21 protein-coding genes and 1 pseudogene are annotated in these 20,623 nt (G+C 61.3%); 16 read left to right on the top strand and 6 right to left on the bottom strand.

The features are described 5' to 3' along the window. Positions 1-35 precede the first annotated feature (35 nt). On the bottom strand, positions 36-824 hold the full coding sequence (locus AC3WKX_RS28810) for an AraC family transcriptional regulator (protein WP_102605897.1): 789 nt from the start codon (positions 822-824) through the stop codon (positions 36-38). 85 nt (positions 825-909) lie between these two features. On the opposite strand from AC3WKX_RS28810, the gene AC3WKX_RS28805 reads away from it, so the two are divergent. From AC3WKX_RS28805 to AC3WKX_RS28770, 8 genes are all read left to right on the top strand, one after another. Next, entirely contained in the window at positions 910-1,908 is a 999-nt protein-coding gene (locus tag AC3WKX_RS28805) for a bile acid:sodium symporter family protein (RefSeq protein WP_087694198.1), read from the top strand. Positions 1,909-1,996: 88 nt separating this feature from the next. After that, positions 1,997-3,187 (top strand): sugar transporter, encoded by a 1,191-nt coding sequence (locus AC3WKX_RS28800; protein WP_003207980.1) that lies wholly within the window; start codon positions 1,997-1,999, stop codon positions 3,185-3,187. A 12-nt stretch (positions 3,188-3,199) separates the two neighbouring features. Next, entirely contained in the window at positions 3,200-3,568 is a 369-nt protein-coding gene (locus tag AC3WKX_RS28795; RefSeq protein WP_102605896.1) for a lysozyme inhibitor LprI family protein, read from the top strand. Between the two features lie 192 nt (positions 3,569-3,760). Next, positions 3,761-3,964 (top strand): toxin-antitoxin system YwqK family antitoxin, encoded by a 204-nt coding sequence (locus tag AC3WKX_RS28790; RefSeq protein WP_371858896.1) that lies wholly within the window; start codon positions 3,761-3,763, stop codon positions 3,962-3,964. Beyond that, a complete protein-coding gene (locus AC3WKX_RS28785; RefSeq protein WP_087694196.1) occupies positions 3,961-4,389 on the top strand; it encodes a hypothetical protein in 429 nt (142 codons plus the stop codon). The genes AC3WKX_RS28790 and AC3WKX_RS28785 overlap by 4 nt, the downstream gene beginning before the upstream one ends. A gap of 18 nt (positions 4,390-4,407) precedes the next feature. Continuing rightward, positions 4,408-4,878 carry an SMI1/KNR4 family protein gene (locus tag AC3WKX_RS28780; protein WP_102605894.1) on the top strand — a complete coding sequence of 157 codons (471 nt, stop codon included), beginning with the start codon at positions 4,408-4,410 and terminating at the stop codon, positions 4,876-4,878. 435 nt (positions 4,879-5,313) lie between these two features. Further along, positions 5,314-6,867 (top strand): TerC family protein, encoded by a 1,554-nt coding sequence (locus tag AC3WKX_RS28775; protein ID WP_008436957.1) that lies wholly within the window; start codon positions 5,314-5,316, stop codon positions 6,865-6,867. 79 nt (positions 6,868-6,946) lie between these two features. Beyond that, positions 6,947-7,789 (top strand): PhzF family phenazine biosynthesis protein, encoded by an 843-nt coding sequence (locus AC3WKX_RS28770; protein ID WP_087694193.1) that lies wholly within the window; start codon positions 6,947-6,949, stop codon positions 7,787-7,789. Here AC3WKX_RS28770 and AC3WKX_RS28765 read toward each other — a convergent pair. After that, positions 7,725-8,102, bottom strand: a complete 378-nt coding sequence (locus AC3WKX_RS28765) for a thioredoxin family protein (RefSeq protein WP_102369342.1) — start codon at positions 8,100-8,102, stop codon at positions 7,725-7,727. The two genes, AC3WKX_RS28770 and AC3WKX_RS28765, sit on opposite strands and share 65 nt — an antisense overlap. Before the next feature lie 148 nt (positions 8,103-8,250). Then, complete coding sequence (locus tag AC3WKX_RS28760) at positions 8,251-8,487, bottom strand: hypothetical protein (protein WP_003207990.1); 237 nt, start codon at positions 8,485-8,487, stop codon at positions 8,251-8,253. 336 nt (positions 8,488-8,823) lie between these two features. On the opposite strand from AC3WKX_RS28760, the gene AC3WKX_RS28755 reads away from it, so the two are divergent. The 8 genes from AC3WKX_RS28755 (at position 8,824) to AC3WKX_RS28720 (ending at position 15,444) form a co-directional block, all read left to right on the top strand. After that, complete coding sequence (locus AC3WKX_RS28755) at positions 8,824-9,672, top strand: transporter substrate-binding protein (RefSeq protein WP_003207992.1); 849 nt, start codon at positions 8,824-8,826, stop codon at positions 9,670-9,672. A 52-nt stretch (positions 9,673-9,724) separates the two neighbouring features. Continuing rightward, on the top strand, positions 9,725-10,387 hold the full coding sequence (locus AC3WKX_RS28750) for an amino acid ABC transporter permease (protein WP_102605893.1): 663 nt from the start codon (positions 9,725-9,727) through the stop codon (positions 10,385-10,387). Between the two features lie 9 nt (positions 10,388-10,396). Next, complete coding sequence (locus tag AC3WKX_RS28745; RefSeq protein ID WP_003207996.1) at positions 10,397-11,059, top strand: amino acid ABC transporter permease; 663 nt, start codon at positions 10,397-10,399, stop codon at positions 11,057-11,059. Continuing rightward, on the top strand, positions 11,056-11,841 hold the full coding sequence (locus AC3WKX_RS28740; RefSeq protein WP_003207998.1) for an amino acid ABC transporter ATP-binding protein: 786 nt from the start codon (positions 11,056-11,058) through the stop codon (positions 11,839-11,841). The genes AC3WKX_RS28745 and AC3WKX_RS28740 overlap by 4 nt, the downstream gene beginning before the upstream one ends. 23 nt (positions 11,842-11,864) lie before the next feature. Beyond that, positions 11,865-12,254, top strand: coding sequence for a RidA family protein (locus AC3WKX_RS28735; protein ID WP_003208000.1), 390 nt, complete (start codon positions 11,865-11,867; stop codon positions 12,252-12,254). Between the two features lie 169 nt (positions 12,255-12,423). After that, on the top strand, positions 12,424-13,188 hold the full coding sequence (locus AC3WKX_RS28730) for an IclR family transcriptional regulator (protein WP_003208002.1): 765 nt from the start codon (positions 12,424-12,426) through the stop codon (positions 13,186-13,188). 9 nt (positions 13,189-13,197) lie between these two features. Further along, complete coding sequence (locus AC3WKX_RS28725) at positions 13,198-14,406, top strand: amino acid deaminase (RefSeq protein ID WP_003208003.1); 1,209 nt, start codon at positions 13,198-13,200, stop codon at positions 14,404-14,406. 129 nt (positions 14,407-14,535) lie between these two features. Further along, the gene (locus AC3WKX_RS28720) at positions 14,536-15,444 is read left to right on the top strand and encodes a sugar kinase (RefSeq protein WP_102605892.1); all 909 of its coding nucleotides are present in this window, start codon (positions 14,536-14,538) and stop codon (positions 15,442-15,444) included. Positions 15,445-15,560: 116 nt separating this feature from the next. Here AC3WKX_RS28720 and AC3WKX_RS28715 read toward each other — a convergent pair. From AC3WKX_RS28715 to AC3WKX_RS28705, 3 genes and pseudogenes are all read right to left on the bottom strand, one after another. Next, a pseudogene (locus tag AC3WKX_RS28715) lies at positions 15,561-15,851 on the bottom strand (peptidylprolyl isomerase); the annotation flags it as partial. A 27-nt stretch (positions 15,852-15,878) separates the two neighbouring features. After that, a complete protein-coding gene (locus tag AC3WKX_RS28710) occupies positions 15,879-18,416 on the bottom strand; it encodes a PAS domain-containing hybrid sensor histidine kinase/response regulator (protein ID WP_023658930.1) in 2,538 nt (845 codons plus the stop codon). Positions 18,417-18,551: 135 nt separating this feature from the next. Beyond that, complete coding sequence (locus AC3WKX_RS28705) at positions 18,552-20,510, bottom strand: acetoacetate--CoA ligase (RefSeq protein ID WP_102605891.1); 1,959 nt, start codon at positions 20,508-20,510, stop codon at positions 18,552-18,554. Positions 20,511-20,623 lie beyond the last annotated feature (113 nt).

Here is a 20,623-nt window from a genome sequence, read left to right as displayed (position 1 = left end):
TCCAGTTTTCGCTTCGGAGCTTCTTTGTCTGATGATCAGCGGAAGAACTCACCGGGTGTGGCGTCGAACTGCTGGCGGAAGGCGTTGATGAAGGCCGAGGTGGATTCGTAGCCGCAGGCCAGCGCCACATCGGTCACGCGTTCGCCTTGTTCCAGGGCGGGCAGGGCGCTCAACAATCGCAGGCGCTGGCGCCATGCGCGAAAGGTCAGGCCGGTGTCGCTCAGAAACAGCCGGCTGAGGGTTTTCTCGCTGACCGCCAGCTTCTGGCTCCACTGCCCCAGGGTGGTTTGCTGCTCCGGGTGCAGGTTCAGGCTGCGGTAAATCTGCCGCAAGCGGCCGTCGGCCGGCAGCGGCAACATCAGGTCGACCTGGGGCGCGGCGGCCAGTTGGTCCAGCACCACTTGGGCCAGCCGTCCATCCGGGCCATCCTCGGCGTATTCCACCGGCAATTCACTGAAGCTGCGAATCAACTCCCGCAACAGGCTGCTCACCGCCAGCACCTGGCAGCGGTCGGCCGCCCAGGCGGTGACGCTGCAATCGAGGTACAGGCTGCGCATCTCGGTATGGGGCGAACTGAACACCCGGTGTGGCATGCCGGCCGGTATCCACACGGCCCGCTGGGGTGGCGCGACGAAGCGTCCTACGCTGGTCTGGATCTCCAGCACCCCGGATATTGCGTAGGACAACTGCACCCACGGGTGACTATGGCGGCGGGTCAGCGCGCGGTTGGGCAGGGATTCGGTGCGGCCATACACCGGCCTGGGCAGGCTGGAAAGCCCGGGCACGCTGCGGCGCACGGTTTTGTCATGTCCTTTTGGCGGCATTTACTGGCTCATTGGCGTTAGTCGGTAACAAGCCGTTACGTTAGAGTCGCGACGATGCTCTTGGCAACCCCTGGAAGATTGGCCTATGACCCGCCCACGCTTTTTACCTGACAACTTCACCCTGACCCTGGTGGCCACGGTGATCCTCGCGTCCCTGCTGCCCGCCAGCGGCCAGACCGCCGTGGCCTTTGGCTGGGTGACCAACCTGGCCATCGCGCTGCTGTTTTTCCTGCACGGCGCGAAACTGTCGCGCCAGGCCATTGTTGCCGGTGCGGGTCATTGGCGCCTGCACCTGCTGGTGTTCAGCCTGACCTTCGTGCTGTTTCCGTTGCTGGGCCTGGCGCTCAAGCCGGTGTTGTCGCCGCTGATCGGTAAAGACCTGTACATGGGCATGCTCTATTTGTGTGCGTTGCCCGCCACCGTGCAGTCGGCGATTGCCTTTACCTCGCTGGCCCGGGGCAATATCCCGGCGGCGATTTGCAGCGCGGCGGCGTCGAGCCTGTTCGGGATCTTCCTGACGCCATTGCTGGTGACGTTGCTGCTGAATGTGCATGGCGATGGCGGCTCCACCGTAGATGCGATCCTGAAAATCAGTGTTCAATTGTTGCTACCGTTCATCGCCGGGCAAATCGCCCGTCGCTGGATCGGCGAGTGGGTAGGGCGTAACAAATCCTGGCTGAAGTTCGTCGACCAGGGTTCGATTTTGCTGGTGGTCTACGGCGCCTTCAGCGAAGCGGTCAACGAAGGCATCTGGCACCAGATTCCGTTGTGGGAACTGGGTGGCCTGGTGGTGGCGTGCTGTGTGTTGCTGGCGCTGGTGCTGGTGGCGTCCACGGTGCTGGGCAAGGCTTTTGGCTTCAGCCAGGAAGACCGGATCACCATCCTGTTCTGCGGCTCGAAGAAAAGCCTGGCCACCGGTGTGCCGATGGCCCAGGTGTTGTTTGCCGGGGCGAGCATGGGGGTGCTGATCTTGCCGCTGATGCTGTTTCACCAGATCCAGTTGATGGTCTGCGCGGCGCTGGCCCAGCGCTATGCCAAGCGTCCTGAGTCGATTCCCGAGCTGATGGGGCAAGTCGATCCCTGAATCGTCGTGTTACTATTTTTTGCGCGCGGCTCAAGGCCCGGCATCGGGCCGGCTTGATCTGCGCGCAAACGAGTACGACGACCTGTAAATGAGCATTTCCGCCGCAACACCTCAAGCCAACTGGCAACCGGTCTTCGCTCTCGCGTTGGCCGCTTTCGTTTTCAATACCACCGAATTTGTACCGGTCGGCCTGCTGAGTGCCATCGGCGCGAGCTTCGACATGCCCATCGCCAGCGTCGGCCTGATGCTGACCATCTATGCCTGGATCGTGTCCCTGACCTCGCTGCCGGTGATGCTGCTGACCCGTAACGTCGAGCGGCGCAAGCTGCTGATCGTGCTGTTCGGCATGTTTATCGCCAGCCATATCCTGTCCAGCGTGGCCACCAGCTTTGGCATCCTGATGCTCAGCCGGGTCGGCATTGCCCTGTCCCATGCGTTGTTCTGGTCCATTACCGCCTCCCTCGCGGTGCGTTTGGCGCCGGAGGGCAAGCAGGTGCAGGCCCTTGGGTTGCTGGCTACCGGTACTTCCCTGGCGATGGTTCTGGGTATCCCGCTGGGCCGCTTGCTGGGCGAAGCCATGGGCTGGCGCACCACCTTCCTGGTGATCGGCGCGTTTGCCGCCGGGCTGGTGTTCTGGCTGGCGCGCACCTTGCCGCTGCTGCCGAGCCAGAACTCCGGCTCGTTGCGCAGCCTGCCGCTGCTGTTCAAGCGCCCGGCGCTGGTGGCGTTGTATGTGCTGACGGCGATGGTGGTGACGGCGCAGTTCACTGCCTACAGTTATGTTGAGCCGTTTGTTGAAGGTGTTGCCGGTATGAGTGGCAATACGGTGACCCTGATCCTGCTGGTGTTTGGCGGCGCGGGGATCATTGGCTCGTTGTTGTTCAGTCTGGTGCATCGCTTTAATCCGCACCGGTTCCTGATCAGCGCGGTGACTATCCTGGCGCTGTGCCTGGCGTTGTTGCTGCCGTTGAGTGGCGAGGTGTCGTACCTGGTGACCCTGAGTGTGTTCTGGGGCATGGCCATCATGGGTTTTGGCCTGGCGTTGCAATCGAAGGTGCTGGTGCTGGCGCCGGATGCCACGGATGTGGCGATGGCGATGTTTTCCGGGATCTACAACATCGGTATTGGCGGTGGGGCGTTGATGGGCAGTTGGGTGGGCAGCCACTTTGGTTTTGCTTGGATCGGCGCGGCGGGCGGGTTGCTGGCAGCGGTGGCGTTGATTGGGTATTGCCTGGCGATTTATCGGTTTGGGCAGGGTGTGGCGCGTAGCCCTCTGTAGGAGGTAATTTTCATGGCAGTTCGTTTGATTAAACCGGCGGTATTCGCAGTGCTCGCCGGGTTTTCTGTGTTGTGGCTCAGCCCTGTGAGCCTGGCGGCCAGTTTTGACTGTGACCGGGCGAAGGCGCCTGACGAGAAAACCATCTGTGCCACGCGCTCCCTGAATGATCAGGACGTGACCATGGCGCTGCTCTATGACCTCAACCGGCACTTCATGGCCATGGGAGGGCGCGGTTCGTTGATGGATGATCAGGCTGTGTGGCTCAAGCAACGGCATACGTGCGGCGCCCAAGTCAGTTGCCTGAGCAAAGCCTATACGCAGCGGATTGCGATGTTGCGTAGCTTTATTGATGAGCGGGTGATGACGAAAGGGCCGTTCTGAATAACGGGCATAAAGGTACAACGCCGGCTAAAGTCAGTTTTCTCAACAGAGTCTGAAAGCACATCAACACACCGCAGCAGGTTTGCCATGGACGAAAAACCAAACGCGTTACACATAGCGGAAATTCCCTACGAGACCGGTGAGGTTCGATTCAGGTATTCGCGTTACCTGTCCGAGGACGGCACGCAATGGATTCGACATGGGCTTTTTCGCGCCTACCACCCAAACGGCAACCTGGCTTCCGAGGGGAATTACGTGGATGGCGCCGAACACGGCGACTGGCGGGACTACCACGACAATGGACAGGTCGCGGCGCAGGGCGTTTATGAGCGTGGCCAGGAAGTTGGGCTGTGGTCGTTATGGGATGCAGATGGATCTCTGGAGGAGTCCTCATGACCACTGAGCTTGCAGCGTCGCTGCACGAAGAGATCCAGTCGTTATGCAGTGCAGGTGATCAATTGGCCGATGACGGCCGTTATGAAGAGGCCATCGAGCAATACAACAAGGCCTGGATCTTGATCCCCGAGCCGAAAAATGATTGGGAAGCCTCCACCTGGGTATTGGCTGCCATCGCTGATGCATGCTTTTTATCCGGATTCAAAGGCTCAGCCCGGGATGCCTTGGACTATGCGATGACCTGTCCGGGCGGTCTCGGAAATCCGTTTTTACATCTGCGCCTGGGGCAGGTTTTGCTGGATCAGGGCCACGATGATCAGGCCGCCGATGAATTGATGCGGGCATACATGGGCGCAGGGGCCGAGATCTTTGACAACGAGGATGGGCGCTATCTGCGCTTTCTTGGCACGCGGGCAAATCTCTAGACGCGAGGGCGGGTGTTGATGTCCACGTTGGCAATGATCCGGCAGCAATGTTTGCTTTTGAATGGCGCGCGCGCCGTTGAGCCTGGGTTTCTTGATGAGGTGCAGAGCCACCTTGGCCTGGAGCTTGCGGATGATTTTCGTGAGGCTGCCGAGTTCTTCGATGGCTCTGGAATCTACGTTTTGCCCTTGCACGCAATAGGGTGGGCGCCTGCGCCGAATGTCCTGGACGAAACCAGACGTCTTCGAGAGCGTGCCGGGCTTGCGCGGCAGTTTTTGGTATTAGCCCAGCCGCCGGCCAGTTTGATCGTGATGGATTGCTCGGGCGGAGGCGGTCGGGTGATTTGGTGTGATGACGTGGATGTGTGCCGCCTGGGTAGGGAGGCCTTGTTGACTGCGCCGGATTCATGGCCGACGTATACCGCGTTTCTTGAATACCTGATCAGTGAAGAGCAGCAAGATCGTGTTGATCTGCCCGACGATAAAGCTTGATGCTACGAGCCTGGCTGAAGTCCGGCGAGAGGGTGACGCGGAGCGTCACGGTATGCATTCCCACGCAGAGCGTGGGAACGATCAAATGCTCAAAATTTGTTATGGGCTGTCCCAACCATAGTGAAAAATTGTTGGCTCACGACATTCTCCCTAATATCAGAATGCTTGATCCTACAGATCTTGTAATAATTTTAGATTGTAGGAAATTCCCGTTTCGCCTGTACGATTCAAGTCCTTTTCCCACAACAGGACCTACATGAACACCCTCTCGGAGCCTCCCAGTCGTCTTTCCCCAAGACATTCACTGCCGCCGTTCCCGCTGATCGCCTGCCTCCAGGCCAGGCACCCCGTCTTCCGATTGCCTACCCTTACCCGGTCCCTCGACCGTGCGTTGCCGTGCCCGGCATTCTGAAAAACTTGAAGAGATACTGAAAAATGGAATGGTTAGCGGATCCAACGGCCTGGCTCGGCCTGTTGACTTTGATTGTGCTGGAGCTGGTGCTGGGCATCGACAACCTGGTGTTTATCGCGATCCTGGCGGACAAGCTGCCGCCGGAGCAGCGTGACCGTGCGCGTCTGATCGGTTTGTCCCTGGCGTTGCTGATGCGTCTGGGCCTGTTGGCAAGTATTTCCTGGTTGGTGACCCTGACCCAACCGCTGTTCGAGGTGTTCGACAAGAGTTTCTCGGGCCGTGACTTGATCATGCTGTTTGGTGGTGTGTTCCTGTTGTTCAAGGCCACCATGGAATTGCATGAGCGCCTTGAGGGGCATGTGGCTCAGCGCACTGGCAACGTGGCTTATGCGATGTTCTGGCCGATCGTTGCGCAGATTGTGGTGCTGGATGCGGTGTTCTCCCTCGATGCGGTGATTACCGCCGTGGGCATGGTGGATGAGCTGGCGGTGATGATGATCGCGGTGATCATTTCCATCGGCCTGATGATCATTGCCAGCAAGCCGCTGACCCGTTTCGTCAACGCCCACCCGACGGTGATCATGCTGTGCCTGGGCTTCCTGATGATGATCGGTTTTGCCCTGACCGCAGAGGGCCTGGGCTTCCACATTCCCAAAGGCTATCTGTACGCGGCCATCGGCTTCTCGATCCTGATCGAGCTGTTCAACCAGATCGCCCGGTCGCGCCGCAAGAAGTCGGCCCAGGGCACGCTGCCGAGGCGTGAGCGCACGGCCCACGCCGTGATGCGTTTGCTCGGCGGGCGTAATCTGGCAGTGGAGGAGGTGGGTGAAGAGGTCGCCGACCTGCTGGATAACCCTGATGCCAACGGCGGGCCGCTGTTCGACCGGCGCGAGCGGGTGATGATCAGTGGCGTGCTGCAACTGGCTGAACGCCCGATCCGTACGCTGATGACGCCTCGGGCGAAGGTGGACTCTATAGATCTGTCGGACGATCCCGACACTATCCGCCTGAAACTGATGCATTCGTCTTACTCGCGCCTGCCCTTGATCCGCAACGGTAATGTCGACGAGCCATTGGGCTTTGTGCACAAGAAGGAGTTGCTCAAGGAATACCTGGCCGGTAACGAGCCGAACCTGGAGCACCTGGCGCGCCGGGCGGTCAACTTGCTGGAGAGTTTTTCGATTCTCAATGCCTTGGAGCAGATGCGTCAGGAGTCGACTCACATTGCCTTCGTGATCAACGAATTTGGCGACTTTATCGGGGTGTTGAGCATGACCGATATCCTCGAGTCCATCGCCGGTGAGTTGCCGGATGCGAGTGAGGTCGAAGGCCCGGATATCGTCGAGGAGGAGGGTGGTTTTCGCGTCAATGGCGCCTTGAACCTCAACCTGATCCGCCAGCGCACCGGCTTCAAGGCTGTGGCGACGGAGGATTACCAGACCCTGGCCGGGCTGGTGATGAGCCTGCTGGATCGACTGCCGGTGGTCGGTGACAGCCTGGAACATGAAGGCTGGCGCCTGACCGTGGCGGCGGTGGAGGAGCGGCGGGTCACGCAGGTGTTGCTGGCCCCTCTTTAACGGGTGAATTTCATTCGACGCTGGGCTGGCCTTTGGATAGCATCGCCGCTCACTGAACCGTTAAGGAAGGGTTACCCGAATGACTTTGGACGTGCTTAAGATTTCTGCATTCTGTGACGGCAACCAGGGCGGTAACCCTGCAGGTGTTTGGATCGGTGACAGCCTGCCGGAAGCTGTAGAAATGCAGCGTATCGCCCACGAAGTCGGGTTTTCGGAAACCGTATTTGCCTGCCCGCAGGATGACGGCTGGCGCGTGCGGTACTTCGCGCCGGAGTCCGAAGTTGCGTTTTGCGGGCATGCCACCATCGCCCTCGGTGCGGCCTTGAGCCTGGCGCTGGGCGATGGCGAATTCCACCTGGCGTTGAACAATGGCGATATCTCGGTCAGCGGTCGCAGCGAAGGCGACCTGATCGAGGCCGCGCTGCAATCCCCGCCAACCCGCAGCGCACCGGCCAACGATGCCCTGGTGGACGCGGGCCTGACCTTGTTCGGTTACACCCGCAATGACCTGGACCCGAGCATTCCGCCGGCGATCATCCATGCCGGCATTTCCCACCTGGTGCTGGCGCTCGACAGCCGCGCCAAACTCAGCCAGATGCACTATGAACTGGAAGCCGGTCGCCGCTACATGACCGACGCCGGTTTGGGCACCGTGGTGCTGGTGTTTGCCGAAAGCCCGACGCTGTTCCACACCCGCAACCCGTTTGCGGTGGGCGGCGTGTACGAAGACCCGGCCACCGGTGCCGCGACCGCTGCCTTTGCCGGCTACCTGCGGGACCTGGGCTGGCCGCACAACGGGCGCATCGACATCATTCAAGGCGAGGACATGGGCAGCCGTTCGCGCCTGCAGGCGCAGATCACCGATGAAAAGGGTGCCTCGATTCGGGTTTCGGGTACGGCGCGGTTGATGTTGGAGGACTGATTCTGGTCCTGGCGAACGTCTCCCTCAGCGTTTTTTCGTCGAACCCCTCCAGCTTATTGATCATCTTGCCATTCTGGAAAACCAGCAGGGTAGGCGTGCCGGTAACCTCGGGATGCCTAGGGGTTCGGGCAGTGTCGAGCACCAGGCTCTTCACGGAACTGGCGTATTTCCCGGCAATCCGTTCAAACAGTGGCCCGGCTTCCCCGCAGGCCGGGCAGTGCTGCGAAACAAACAGCATGAACACCGTTCTATGCGTCTTGAGCAACTGCTGATACTGCTCGGCATCGGCAATCACCGCCGTTGCAATTCCCATGATGATCTCCTTGAGCGAAAGGCCTGGCCCACGCTAATCCCGGCGATCAAAACCGTCTACTGTCAAAACTAACAGGTACCCACCTCCAAGTAGCCCATTGTGGCGAGGGAGCTTGCTCCCGCTGGGCTGCGCAGCAGCCCCAAAGCCTTCAGCGCTCCGCCCGCTCCCGAGCCTTCTTCGCCAACCCCACGCACTGCTTATAGTCACCCTGATCCTTGGCATCCTTGGCCCTCCGATACCCATGATGATTCTGCGTGGTGTAGTTCGTACTGAACGCCGCCTTCAGCCTGACCAGCTCGGCCTTGCATTCGCGCCGGTCATCCTTGGCGAACACCTGGGTGGCAAACGCCAGCGACAACAACATAAGGACAAGACTGATCTTCATCTGAACGCGTTCCTTGGGGGGGTCGATCATCTGCCAAGACTAGCCCAGCCACGGAATTCTTCCATCCGGCCACTGCACCGCTTTCGTGCACGGTAACGACCCGCACCCGCACACAAATGTGGCCTGCCACCCCGGTGTGTAGCCAACGGTAGCAATCTGATTGCAGCAGCCGGCCCAGTGCCTTATCGCTGATAAAAATCTATCCCGTTGATTTAAAAAGAAATTAATCCCGAAATATTTTTCTGTTACTGCGTGTGGCACACTTTCTGCTGTCTATTCCGTTGTTACATACTAGGTTCCGGTATAGCGGAATACACAATCCCTGGAGTGCTTGTCATGCATCACCGACCTTCCGTGTTCAAAGCGTGTGTTTTTCTCTTCGCCGCATCGGCTTCCCTCGCCAGCGTAGTGCAGGCGGCGGACAGCAAGCTCGATACAGTGCTCAAGCGTGGGCACCTGATCGTGGGTACAGGCAGTACCAATGCGCCGTGGCACTTCCAGGGAGCGGATGGCAAGTTGCAGGGTTTTGACATCGACATCGGCCACATCGTGGCCAAGGGTCTGTTCAATGACCCGAGCAAAGTCGAATACGTGGTGCAGTCTTCCGATGCCCGCATTCCCAACCTGTTGACCGACAAGGTCGACATGAGCTGCCAGTTCATCACCGTCACGGCAAGCCGTGCGCAGCAGGTGGCCTTCACCCTGCCGTACTACCGCGAAGGTGTGGGCCTGCTGCTGCCGGCCAACAGCAAGTACAAGGAAATCGAAGACCTGCAGGCCGCCGGCGACAGCGTCACCGTGGCCGTGCTGCAAAACGTCTACGCCGAAGAGCTGGTGCACCAGGCATTGCCCAAAGCCAAGGTCGACCAGTACGACAGCGTCGACCTGATGTACCAGGCCGTGAACTCCGGGCGTGCCGACACCGCCGCCACCGACCAGTCCTCGGTCAAGTACCTGATGGTGCAAAACCCGGGCCGCTACCGCAGCCCGAGCTACGCCTGGAGTCCGCAAACCTATGCGTGCGCCGTCAAGCGTGGCGACCAGGACTGGCTGAACTTCGTCAACACCGCCCTGCATGAAGCCATGACCGGTGTGGAATTCCCAATGTACAAGGCCTCGTTCAAGCAATGGTTCGGTGTGGACCTGCCGGAGCCTGCGATCGGTTTCCCGGTTGAGTTCAAGTAATTCGTAAACCCTGGGGCGTCGCTGACGGCGCCCCAATCAGGTACTGCCGACCATGAACTATCAGTTGAACTTTGCCGCTGTGTGGCGCGATTTCCCCAGCTTGCTGGCGGGGCTCGGCCTCGGCCTTGAACTGGCACTGCTGTCCATCGCCGTCGGTTGCGTGATCGGCCTGTTGATGGCGTTTGCGATGCTGTCCAAACACCGTGCGCTGCGCATCGTGGCCTCGGTGTATGTGACGGTGATCCGCAACACCCCGATCCTGGTGCTGATCCTGTTGATCTACTTCGCCTTGCCCAGCCTGGGTATCCGGCTGGACAAGATCCCTTCGTTCATCATCACCCTGTCGTTGTACGCCGGTGCCTACCTCACCGAAGTCTTCCGCGCAGGCCTGCTGAACATTCCCAAGGGGTTGCGTGAAGCGGGCCTGGCCATTGGCCTGGGCGAATGGCGTATCCGCGCGTACATCACCGTGCCGGTGATGCTGCGCAACGTGCTGCCGGCGCTGTCGAACAACTTTATCTCGCTGTTCAAGGACACCTCCCTCGCGGCCGCCATCGCGGTGCCGGAGCTGACCTATTACGCCCGCAAGATCAACGTCGAAAGCTACCGGGTGATTGAAACCTGGATGGTCACGACCGCGCTCTACGTGGCTGCCTGTTACCTCATTGCCATGCTGCTCCGTTACCTGGAACAGCGTTTGGCAATTCGCCGCTAAGGAGCGCCCATGTACGAATCCCCCAGCTGGCTGCATGAGTTGTGGATCGCCCGGGAAACCCTCTGGGCGGGGTTCCAGACCAGCGTCTACTGCTCGGCCCTGGCCATTATCTTCGGCACCCTGATCGGCATCGTCGCCGGCTTGGTACTGACCTACGGCAAATTCTGGATGCGCGCACCGTTTCGCCTGTACGTCGACCTGATCCGCGGTACGCCGGTGTTTGTGCTGGTATTGGCGTGCTTCTATATGTTGCCGGCGCTTGGCTGGCAGATCACTGCGTTCCAGGCCGGTGCCGTGGGCCTGACGCTGTTCTGCGGCTCTCACGTTTCGGAAATCGTGCGCGGTGCATTGCAGGCCATTCCCAAGGGGCAACTGGAAGCGGGCAAGGCCATCGGCCTGACCTTCTATCAATCCCTGGGCTACGTGCTGTTACCCCAGGCGCTGCGGCAGATCCTGCCGACCTGGGTCAACTCGTCCACCGAAATCGTCAAGGCTTCCACCTTGCTGTCGGTGATCGGTGTGGCCGAGCTGCTCCTCAGCACCCAACAGGTCATCGCCCGGACGTTCATGACCCTGGAGTTCTACCTGTTTGCAGGCTTTATGTTTTTTGTCATCAACTACGCCATCGAATTGTTGGGGCGTTACATTGAAAAGCGGGTGGCGTTGCCATGAACCAACTCTCAAAAGAAAGCCAGCCACTGCTGAACATTCGCGGCCTGCGTAAACAGTACGGCCCGGTGGAAGTGCTCAAGGGCGTCGACCTGAGCATGCAGCGCGGCAACGTCGTGACATTGATCGGCTCCAGCGGTTCGGGCAAGACCACGCTGCTGCGTTGCGTCAACCTGCTGGAAGAATTCCAGGGCGGCCAGATCACCCTCGACGGTGAATCCATCGGCTACAGCGAGGTCGGCGGCAAGCGCGTGCGCCACCCGGAGCGGGTGATCTCCCAGCACCGCGCGATGACCGGCATGGCGTTCCAGCAGTTCAACCTGTTCCCGCACCTGACCGCCTTGCAGAACGTCACCCTGGGCCTGCTCAAGGTCAAGAAGATGGGCAAGGACGAAGCGGTTGCACTGGCGGAAAAATGGCTGGACCGTGTCGGCCTGCTGGAGCGCCGCAATCACTTCCCGGGCCAACTGTCGGGCGGCCAGCAACAGCGCGTGGCGATTGCCCGGGCGATTGCGATGAACCCGAGCCTGATGCTGTTCGACGAAGTCACCTCGGCCCTGGACCCGGAACTGGTGGGCGAAGTGCTCAGCGTAATCAAGGGTTTGGCGGAAGAGGGCATGACCATGTTGCTGGTCACCCACGAAATGCGCTTTGCCTATGAAGTCTCGGACAAGATCGTCTTCATGAACCAGGGCCGCATTGAAGAACAAGGGCCGCCGAAAGACATTTTCGAACGCCCGCAATCGCCGCGACTGGCGGAATTTCTCAAGAACATTCGTTTTTAAATCATCACTTCAGGAGATCCATTATGAGCATTACTCGTTACGGCACCGGCGCCACTGCAGGCGGCGGCCAGCCTCGTCCTTTCGCCCGCGCGGTGGAAGCGGATGGCTGGTTGTACGTGTCGGGCCAGGTGCCGGCGGTGGACGGTGAAATCATCACGGGCGGGATCGTCGAGCAGACCCACCAGACCATGCGCAACGTGGTGGCGATTCTCGAAGAAGCCGGCTACGCCCTTGAAGACGTGGTGCGCGTCGGTGTATGGCTGGAAGACCCGCGGGATTTCTGGAGCTTCAACAAAGTCTTCGGCGAATACTTCAACCCGGAACATGCTCCGGCGCGGGCGTGTGTGCAGGCGAACATGATGGTCGATTGCAAGGTTGAGATCGATTGCGTGGCCTACAAGAAAAAAGGCTAAATGCCCGTCTCTTGAGACCACAGGAGACCCAATGTGGGAGCGGGCTTGCTCGCGAAAGCGGTGTGTCAGTGAATACATCTACAACTGATCCACCGCTTTCGCGAGCAAGCCCGCTCCCACAGGGGATCTGTGTTGATAGCTACATCTTCAAACGGGACCGACGACTGCCATGACCGAAGACACCATCAAACGCCGCGCCAAAGGCCTCGACCGGGCGTTCGATATCCTCGATTTCCTCAAGGAAATCGGCCAGCCCCTGCGCCCGAATGACATCGCCAGCGGCATCGGCAGCCCCAAATCCACGGTCTACGAATTGGTGGCCTCGCTGCTGGAACGGCGCATCCTCGAAACCGTCGGCAAGGACGGTCACGTCTACCTCGGCCGTCAGCTGTACTTCCTCGGCCAGGCCCACCTGCGCCATTTCGACCTGACCCGCGAAGCCGACCACGCCCTGCAGGAAATCGTCAGCCAAACCCACGAAACCGCCCAGATGTGCCTGCTCAATGGCCGCAAATACACCGTGGCCCTGATGCGCGAAGGCGAGCGGCATTTCCGCATTTCCTCAGACATCGGCGAGAACGCGCCGATCCCCTGGACCGCCTCCGGCCGCCTGCTGCTGGGCCACCTGAGCGACCAGCAAATCATCGACCTGATCGACTACGACGACTTCATCCTCCCGGACGGTCAGCGCCTGCCTCTGGAAACCTTCCTCGGGCAAATCCGTCAGGCCACCCTCGACGGATTCTTCTCCTTCGACAGTGTCGCCGACACCTTCACCCACTGCTTTGCCGCCCCGGTTCGGGACGCCCAAGGCATCAGCATTGCGACCCTGTGCATCGTCGCCCCACGGGCCGATGCGATCAAAAACTACAACGACTACCGCCGGGTGCTGATCGACAGTGCGAACAACCTGGCCCGTCGCATCAACGAATAGGAAACCCTTATGTCTGCCTTCAATGCCGTTGAAAAAGGCGCCGCCGCCATCGGTGCACATCTGGTCCGTGACGTCAGCCTGCCAGCCCTGGTGTTGCACCGTGACGCCCTGGAACACAACATCCGCTGGATGCAGGATTTCGTCAGCAACAGCGGTGCGCAATTGGCGCCTCACGGCAAGACCAGCATGATGCCCGCGCTGTTCCAGCGGCAGATCGAGCAGGGCGCCTGGGGCATCACCCTGGCCAACGCCGTGCAGACCCGCGCTGCGTACGCCGGTGGGGTTCGCCGGGTGTTGATGGCCAACCAACTGGTGGGCGCGCCGAACATGGCGCTGATCGCCGACCTGCTGGCCGACCCCGAATTCGACTTCCACTGCATGGTCGACCACCCGGACAACGTCGCCGACCTGGGCCTGTTCTTCGCCGCCCGTGGCCTGCGCTTGAACGTGATGATCGAATACGGCGTGGTCGGCGGGCGTTGCGGTTGCCGCACCGAACAACAGGTGCTCGACCTGGCCAAGGCGATCAAGGCCCAGCCTGCGCTGGCCCTCACCGGCATCGAAGGCTACGAAGGGGTGATCCATGGCGAGCACGCCATCAGTGGCATCCGCGAATTCGCCGCCTCTCTGGTACGCCTGGCCGTCGACCTGCAAAACAGCGGCGCCTTCGACCTGGCCAAGCCCATCATTACCGCCTCGGGGTCGGCCTGGTACGACCTGATTGCCGAATCCTTCGAAGCCCAGAACGCCGCTGGCCGTTTCCTCAGCGTATTGCGCCCGGGCAGCTACGTGGCTCACGACCACGGCATCTACAAAGACGCGCAGTGCTGCGTACTGGACCGTCGCAGCGACCTCAACGAAGGCCTGCGCCCGGCGCTGGAAGTCTGGGCCCATGTGCAGTCGCTGCCGGAGCCGGGCTTCGCGGTGATCGCCCTGGGCAAGCGCGACGTCGCCTACGACGCCGGCCTGCCGGTGCCGCTCAAGCGCTACAAGGCTGGCGTGCTGCCAGCCGAGGGTGATGACGTGACCGCGTGCAAGGTCACCGCCGTGATGGACCAGCATGCGTTCATGGTCGTCGCACCGGGGGTTGAGTTGCGCATTGGCGATATCATCTCCTTCGGCACATCCCACCCGTGCCTGACTTTCGACAAGTGGCAAGTGGGTAATCTGGTGGATGAGCAGTTGCAGGTGATCGAAAGCCTGCATACCTGCTTCTAGACCGAGTCGCGCCTTTCGCGAGCAAGCCCGCTCCCACATTCGACCGAGTTCCTTCAGTTGAAATGCATTCAAATGTGGGAGCGGGCTTGCTCGCGAAGAGGCCCTCCAGTACATCGAGAGACCCCAGGCATGAACACACAACCCCGCATCGCCCTGATCGGCGAATGCATGATCGAACTGCAACACCGCGCCGACGGCAGCCTGCAACAAAGCTTCGGCGGCGACACCCTGAACGCCGCCGTCTACCTGCGCCGCGAACTGGGTGAACCGAGCACCGTCGACTACGTCACCGCCCTGGGCGATGACAGCTTCAGCGATGCCATGTGCAAGCACTGGGCCGAAGAAGGCCTGGGCCTGGGCATGGTCCAGCGCCTGCCCGGGCGCCTGCCGGGTTTGTACTGCATCCAGACCGATGCCAACGGCGAACGCAAATTCCTCTACTGGCGCAATGAAGCGGCCGTGCGCGACTGCTTCACCACTCCGGCGGCCGAGCCGATCCTGGCAGCGTTGCCGACGTACGACGTGGTGTATTTCAGCGGCATCACCCTGGCGGTGCTGGGCGAAGTGGGCCGTGCGCGCCTGCTGGAAACCCTGGTCGAAACCCGCAAGCGCGGCGGCAAGGTGGTGTTCGACAACAACTACCGGCCACGCCTGTGGGCCAGCGTGGACGCCGCACGCGCGGCGTATCACGCGGTGTTGGCCGAGGTGGATATCGCCTTGCTGACCGAGGATGACGAACGGGTGTTGTTCGGCTATGAAGACAGCGAGCAGGTGTTTGCGGCGTACCCGACGATTGCCGAGGTGGTGCTCAAGCGGGGGGCGGATGCGTGTTTGATTCGCTGGGAGGATGGGCGGTTCGAGGTGCCGGCGCTGGTGGTGGAGAAGGTGGTCGACACTACGGCGGCGGGGGATTCGTTCAGTGCGGCGTACCTGGCCAGTCGGCTCAAGGGCGGCTCGCCGCAGGATGCAGCACTGGCCGGGCATCGGTTGGCGAGCCGGGTGATTCAGGTGCCAGGTGCACTCATTCCCCGAGACTAACGCTGATCGTTCCCACGCTCCGCGTGGGAATGCAGCCAGGGACGCTCTGCGTCCCAAGAGCGGACGCAGAGCGTCAGGTGAGGCATTCCCACGCGGAGCGTGGGAACGATCAGCCATCAATCGCGGTAAAACACTTGCACCAGGTGATACCCGAACTTGCTCTTGATCGGCCCATGAACCACCTTCACGGGCTTCTTGAAGATCACCGCATCAATTACCCCCACCATCTGCCCCGGCCGCACTTCACCCAAATCACCGCCGCGCTTGGCGGAAGGGCAGGTGGAGTACTTCTTGGCCAACACATCAAACGCTTCGCCCTTGGCAATACGCTGCTTGAGCTGTTCGGCTTCCTCACTGGTTTTCACCAGAATGTGACGGGCTTGGGCTTTCATTGATCGGTCCTGATGTGAAACGGCGCGCGATTATGCCTGAAGTCAGGCCTCTGAGCTGATCATGCTGCGGATTTTGTTGGCCAGCAGGTCAATCGAAAACGGCTTGGCCACCATGTCCATGCCTTCCTCCAGGAACCCCTGGCGCTCGGCGGCTTTCTCGGCGTAACCGGTCATGAACAGCACCTTCAGGTCCGGCCGGTGTTGCCGGGCGATTTCCGCCAGTTGCCTGCCGTTCATCCCCGGCAAGCCCACATCAGTCACCAGCAAATCCACGCGCAAGTCGGACTCCAGCAACGGCAGCGCCGCCCGTGCATCCGCCGCCTGGTGTGCGGTGTAGCCCAGTTCATCCAGCACATTCACCACCAGCATCCGCACTGCCGGGTCGTCCTCGACCACCACCACGGCTTCGCCTTCCAGCGCTACCGGGGCTTCGCCCTGGGTAGCGGGCGTGGTCCGCTCCAGTGCCGTGCCATGCAGGCGCGGCAGGTACAGGCGCACGCAGGTGCCCTGGCCCGGTTCGCTTTGGATGGTCACGTGGCCGCCGGATTGCTGTGCAAACCCATAGATCATCGACAGCCCAAGGCCGGTACCCTGGCCGATGGGCTTGGTGGTGAAGAACGGGTCGAAGGCCTTGGCGAGGATTTTCGCGGTCATGCCGGCGCCGTTGTCGCTCACGCCGAGCATCACATAGTCGCCGGCCTTGACCGGTTCCAGGGTGGTGATGTCGGTGCCGTCGAGGTAGCTGTTGGCGGTTTCGATGCACAATTGCCCACCGTCGGGCATCGCATCGCGGGCGTTGATCACCAGGTTGAGCAGGGCGTTTTCCAGCTGGCTGGCGTCGGTGTTCACCGGCCACACGTCGGTGCCCAGTTGCACCTTGAGTTCGATGTGCGCGCCCTTGGTGCGGCGGAACAGGTCTTCCAGGGACGCCACCAATTGATTCGGGTCGACCGGCTTGCGGTCCAGGGATTGGCGGCGGGAGAAGGCCAGCAGGCGATGGGTCAGCGCAGCGGCGCGATGGGCCGAGGATACGGCGGCGTCGGTGAAACGGCCGATCTCGTCGCTGCGCCCGGCGGCGATATAGCGTTGCATCAGGTCCAGGCTGCCGATGATCCCGGTGAGCATGTTGTTGAAGTCATGGGCGATGCCGCCGGTGAGCTGGCCGACCGCTTCCATCTTCTGGGCATGGCGCAGGGCGTCTTCGGCACGCTCGCGCTCGAACATCTCGTTTTGCAGGCGCTGGTTGGCTTCGGCCAGGGCCTGGGTGCGCTGGCTGACGCGCTCTTCGAGGTTTTCGTTGAGGTGGCGCAGGGCTTCCTCGGTGAGTTTGCGCTCGGTCTCGTCGATTACAAAAATATAGAAACCGTTGACTGAACCGTCAGCGCTGAAACGCGGCAGGTACTTCATCAGCGCGTGGCGTGGCCGCCCGTCATGGTGCGGGGTGACGGTAACGAAACTGCACGCCTTGCCCTTGAGTGCCGCCTCGATCTTGTCGACGCGCCCGGCATAGATTTCGTCGCCCACGACTTCGCGGATGCTCTTGCCGTACAGCTCCTGCGGGGTCATGCCGTACCATTCCAGATAGGCACTGTTGTTCAGGCGAAAACGCTGCTCGTGGTCGACATAACCGATCAACACCGGCATGGCGTTGATGATCAGTTGCAGCTCGGTCTGGCTTTGGCGCAGGGCCTGTTCGGTGTGCTTGCGTTCGGTCAGGTCGAGGGCGGCGCCGAGAAAACGCGCCGGTCGGCCATGGTGATCCTTGTAGCAACGGCCCCGGGCAAACACCCAGCGCACTTCGCCGTCGGCGCGCTGCAGGCGGTATTCCTCGGCGTACTCGGTGCCGTGGGTGATGCAGTGCTTGATGCTGCGGGCCACCATGCCACGGTCTTCGGGGTGCACGCCTTGCAGGTAGTCGCTGATGGGCAGCAGGTCGGCGTCGCACGGGTCAACCCCATGCAGTTGGGCGAAATGGGCGTCGGCGATAAAGCGGTCTTCGCCGATATCCCAGTCCCAGGTGCCCACGGCATCGGTGGCGGCCAGGGCCAGCTGCAGGCGTTGCTCGGTGTTGCGCTGGGCCTTGAGGCTGTTCTCGGTGCGCTGCTGCAGTTCCAGGGCGATGCGCCGGCGCTCGTTGGTTTCGATGGCGGTAATCAGGATCCCGGCGACCTCGCCACGTTCGTCGCGGATCGGGCTGTAGGTCAGGTCGAGCCAGATCTCGGTGTCGCGGTCGTTGCGCTGCAGGACGAAACGCTGCTCGGTGAAGGTGCGCACCTGGCCCATGAGGACGGCGCTGTAGATCGGGTCGGTAAACGGCTTGAGCTCAGGCCAGATCAGGTCAGCCGGTTGGCCGAAGGCGGCCGGATGCTTGTTGCCCGCCAGCATCGCGAAGCCATCGTTGTAGATCTGGGTGAGTTCGGCGCCCCACAGCAACAGCATCGGCATCGGTGAATGGATCACGATGTCGACGGCTGTACGGAGGCTTTGCGGCCAATCAATGGCGTCACCGAGGGGGCTTCGTGCCCAGTCCAGCCGCGCAATCAGTGCTGCGGCCTCGCTGCCGGTGGGTGATACGTTCATGTAAATGCCCTGCGCGTAACGCTTGAAGAATGACAAAAGCCGATTATCCCGCGACCCGGGGCCGGCTTTCCACCCTCGAAAAATAGCATGCTTGAGGGGTTTGTCTTCAAATGAGTGCTTAAAGGCTAAAACGTTTCATCTTTCTGCCAGCTCCCGGCGATCACGAAATTGCTCCAGCGCTTCGGGGTTGGCCAGTGCGTCGGTGTTCTTGACCGCCTCCCCATGCACCACGTTGCGGACCGCCAGCTCGACGATCTTGCCGCTGATGGTGCGCGGGATATCCGTCACCGCGAGGATCTTCGCCGGCACGTGGCGCGGCGTGGTGTTGGCGCGGATCACCTGGCGGATCTGCTGCTCCAGGCCGTCGTCCAGTTCGATGCCATCGTTGAGGCGCACAAACAGCACCACCCGCACGTCATCCTGCCAGCGTTGGCCGATGGCCAGGCTTTCCAGGACCTGAGGCACTTTTTCCACCTGGCGATAGATCTCTGCGGTGCCGATGCGCACGCCGCCGGGGTTGAGCACGGCGTCCGAGCGGCCATGGATCAGCAAGCTGCCATTGGGTCGCTGTTCGGCGTAGTCGCCCTGGGCCCACACGCCCGGGAACTGGCTGAAATACGAGGCCCGCAGTTTTTCCTGGTGCGGGTCATTCCACAGGCCGATGGGCATTGCCGGGAAGTGCCGGGTGCACACCAGTTCGCCTTTTTCGCCCACCAGCGGGTGGCCCTGGTCGTCCCACACTTCGATAGCCATTGCCAGGCTCTTGCACTGCATCTCGCCACGGCGCACCGGCAGCACCGGGTTGCCGATCACGAAGCAGGACACGATGTCGGTGCCGCCCGACATCGACGACAGGCACAGCTCGGGCTTGATCTCGCGGTACACGTAGTCGTAGCTCTGGGGTGACAGCGGCGAGCCGGTAGAAATCAGGCCCTTGAGGCTGCCCAGGTCATGGCTCAGCCGCGGTTGCAGCCCGGCTTTCTCCAGGGTGGCGAGGAACTTGGGGCTGGTGCCGAACACGCTGATTTTTTCCTGGTCGATCAGGTCCATCAGGCGTTCCGGCCCGGGGTGAAACGGCGAGCCGTCATACAGCACCGCCGTGGCGCCGATGGCCAGTACCGACACCAGCCAGTTCCACATCATCCAGCCACAGGTGGTGTAGTAGAACAGGCAGTCGTCCCGCGACAGGTCGGCGTGCAGGCCGTGCTCCTTGAGGTGGGTGAGCAGCACGCCGCCGGTGCCGTGGATGATGCACTTGGGCACGCCGGTGGTGCCGCTGGAATAGAGGATGTACAGCGGCTGATCGAAGGGCACGGCGACGAAATCGGGCTCGCCGCCGGGGCTGTAGAAGTCGTCCCAGAGCGCGACGTGGGCCCGGGTCTGATACTCCTCGGGACGCGCCTGCGGGCGGGCATACGGCACGATGATCAGTTGTTGCAGGGACGGCAGCCGTTCGAGGATTTCATTGAGCTTGCTGCTTTGGTCGATGACCTTGCCGGCGTAGCGGTAACCGGCGCAGGTGATCAGCACCTTGGGTTCGATCTGGCCGAAGCGGTCGATCACGCCCTGGGTGCCGAAGTCCGGCGAGGAGCACGACCAGATGGCGCCGAGGCTGGTGGTGGCGAGCATGCCCACCAGGGTTTGCCAGGTGTTGGGCATACACGCGGCCACCCGGTCCCCCACGCCCACGCCGGCCGCCCGCAGGCTGCGTTGCAGGCCGGCGACATGGCGGGCCAGTTCGGCGTAGGTCAGTTGCTCGCGTTGGCCGTCTTCGCTGATCGCGACCACGGCGGGGTGATCGTCGCGGCGGCGCAGCAGGTGTTCGGCAAAGTTCAGGGTAGCGCCGGGAAACCACTGGGCGCTGGGCATCTCGGCGTCTTCGATCAGTACCGCGCTGGGCGGCGTGCGGAACTGCACGTCGAAGAACTCGACAATCGACTGCCAGAAGTCCGGACGCTGGTCGATGCTCCACTGGTGCAGGGCCGGGTAGTCGCTGATCTGCAAGGCATGGCGATCATTGATGAAGCGCCGGAACTGGTCCATCCGGGTGTTGTGGATGCGTTCGGGGGAGGGTTGCCAGAGTATTTCGGACATAAGGAAATCTCTTTTTTATTATCTGATCTATCTAACGACACCGATCAAAATGTGGGAGCGGGCTTGCTCGCGAATGCGGTGGGTCAGTTCCAGATGTGTTAACTGATACACCG

It is taken from the genome of Pseudomonas sp. GP01-A4 (assembly GCF_058780865.1).
The sequence above is the reverse complement of the archived record's forward strand: the minus strand, read 5'-3'. Positions and strand labels throughout refer to the sequence as shown.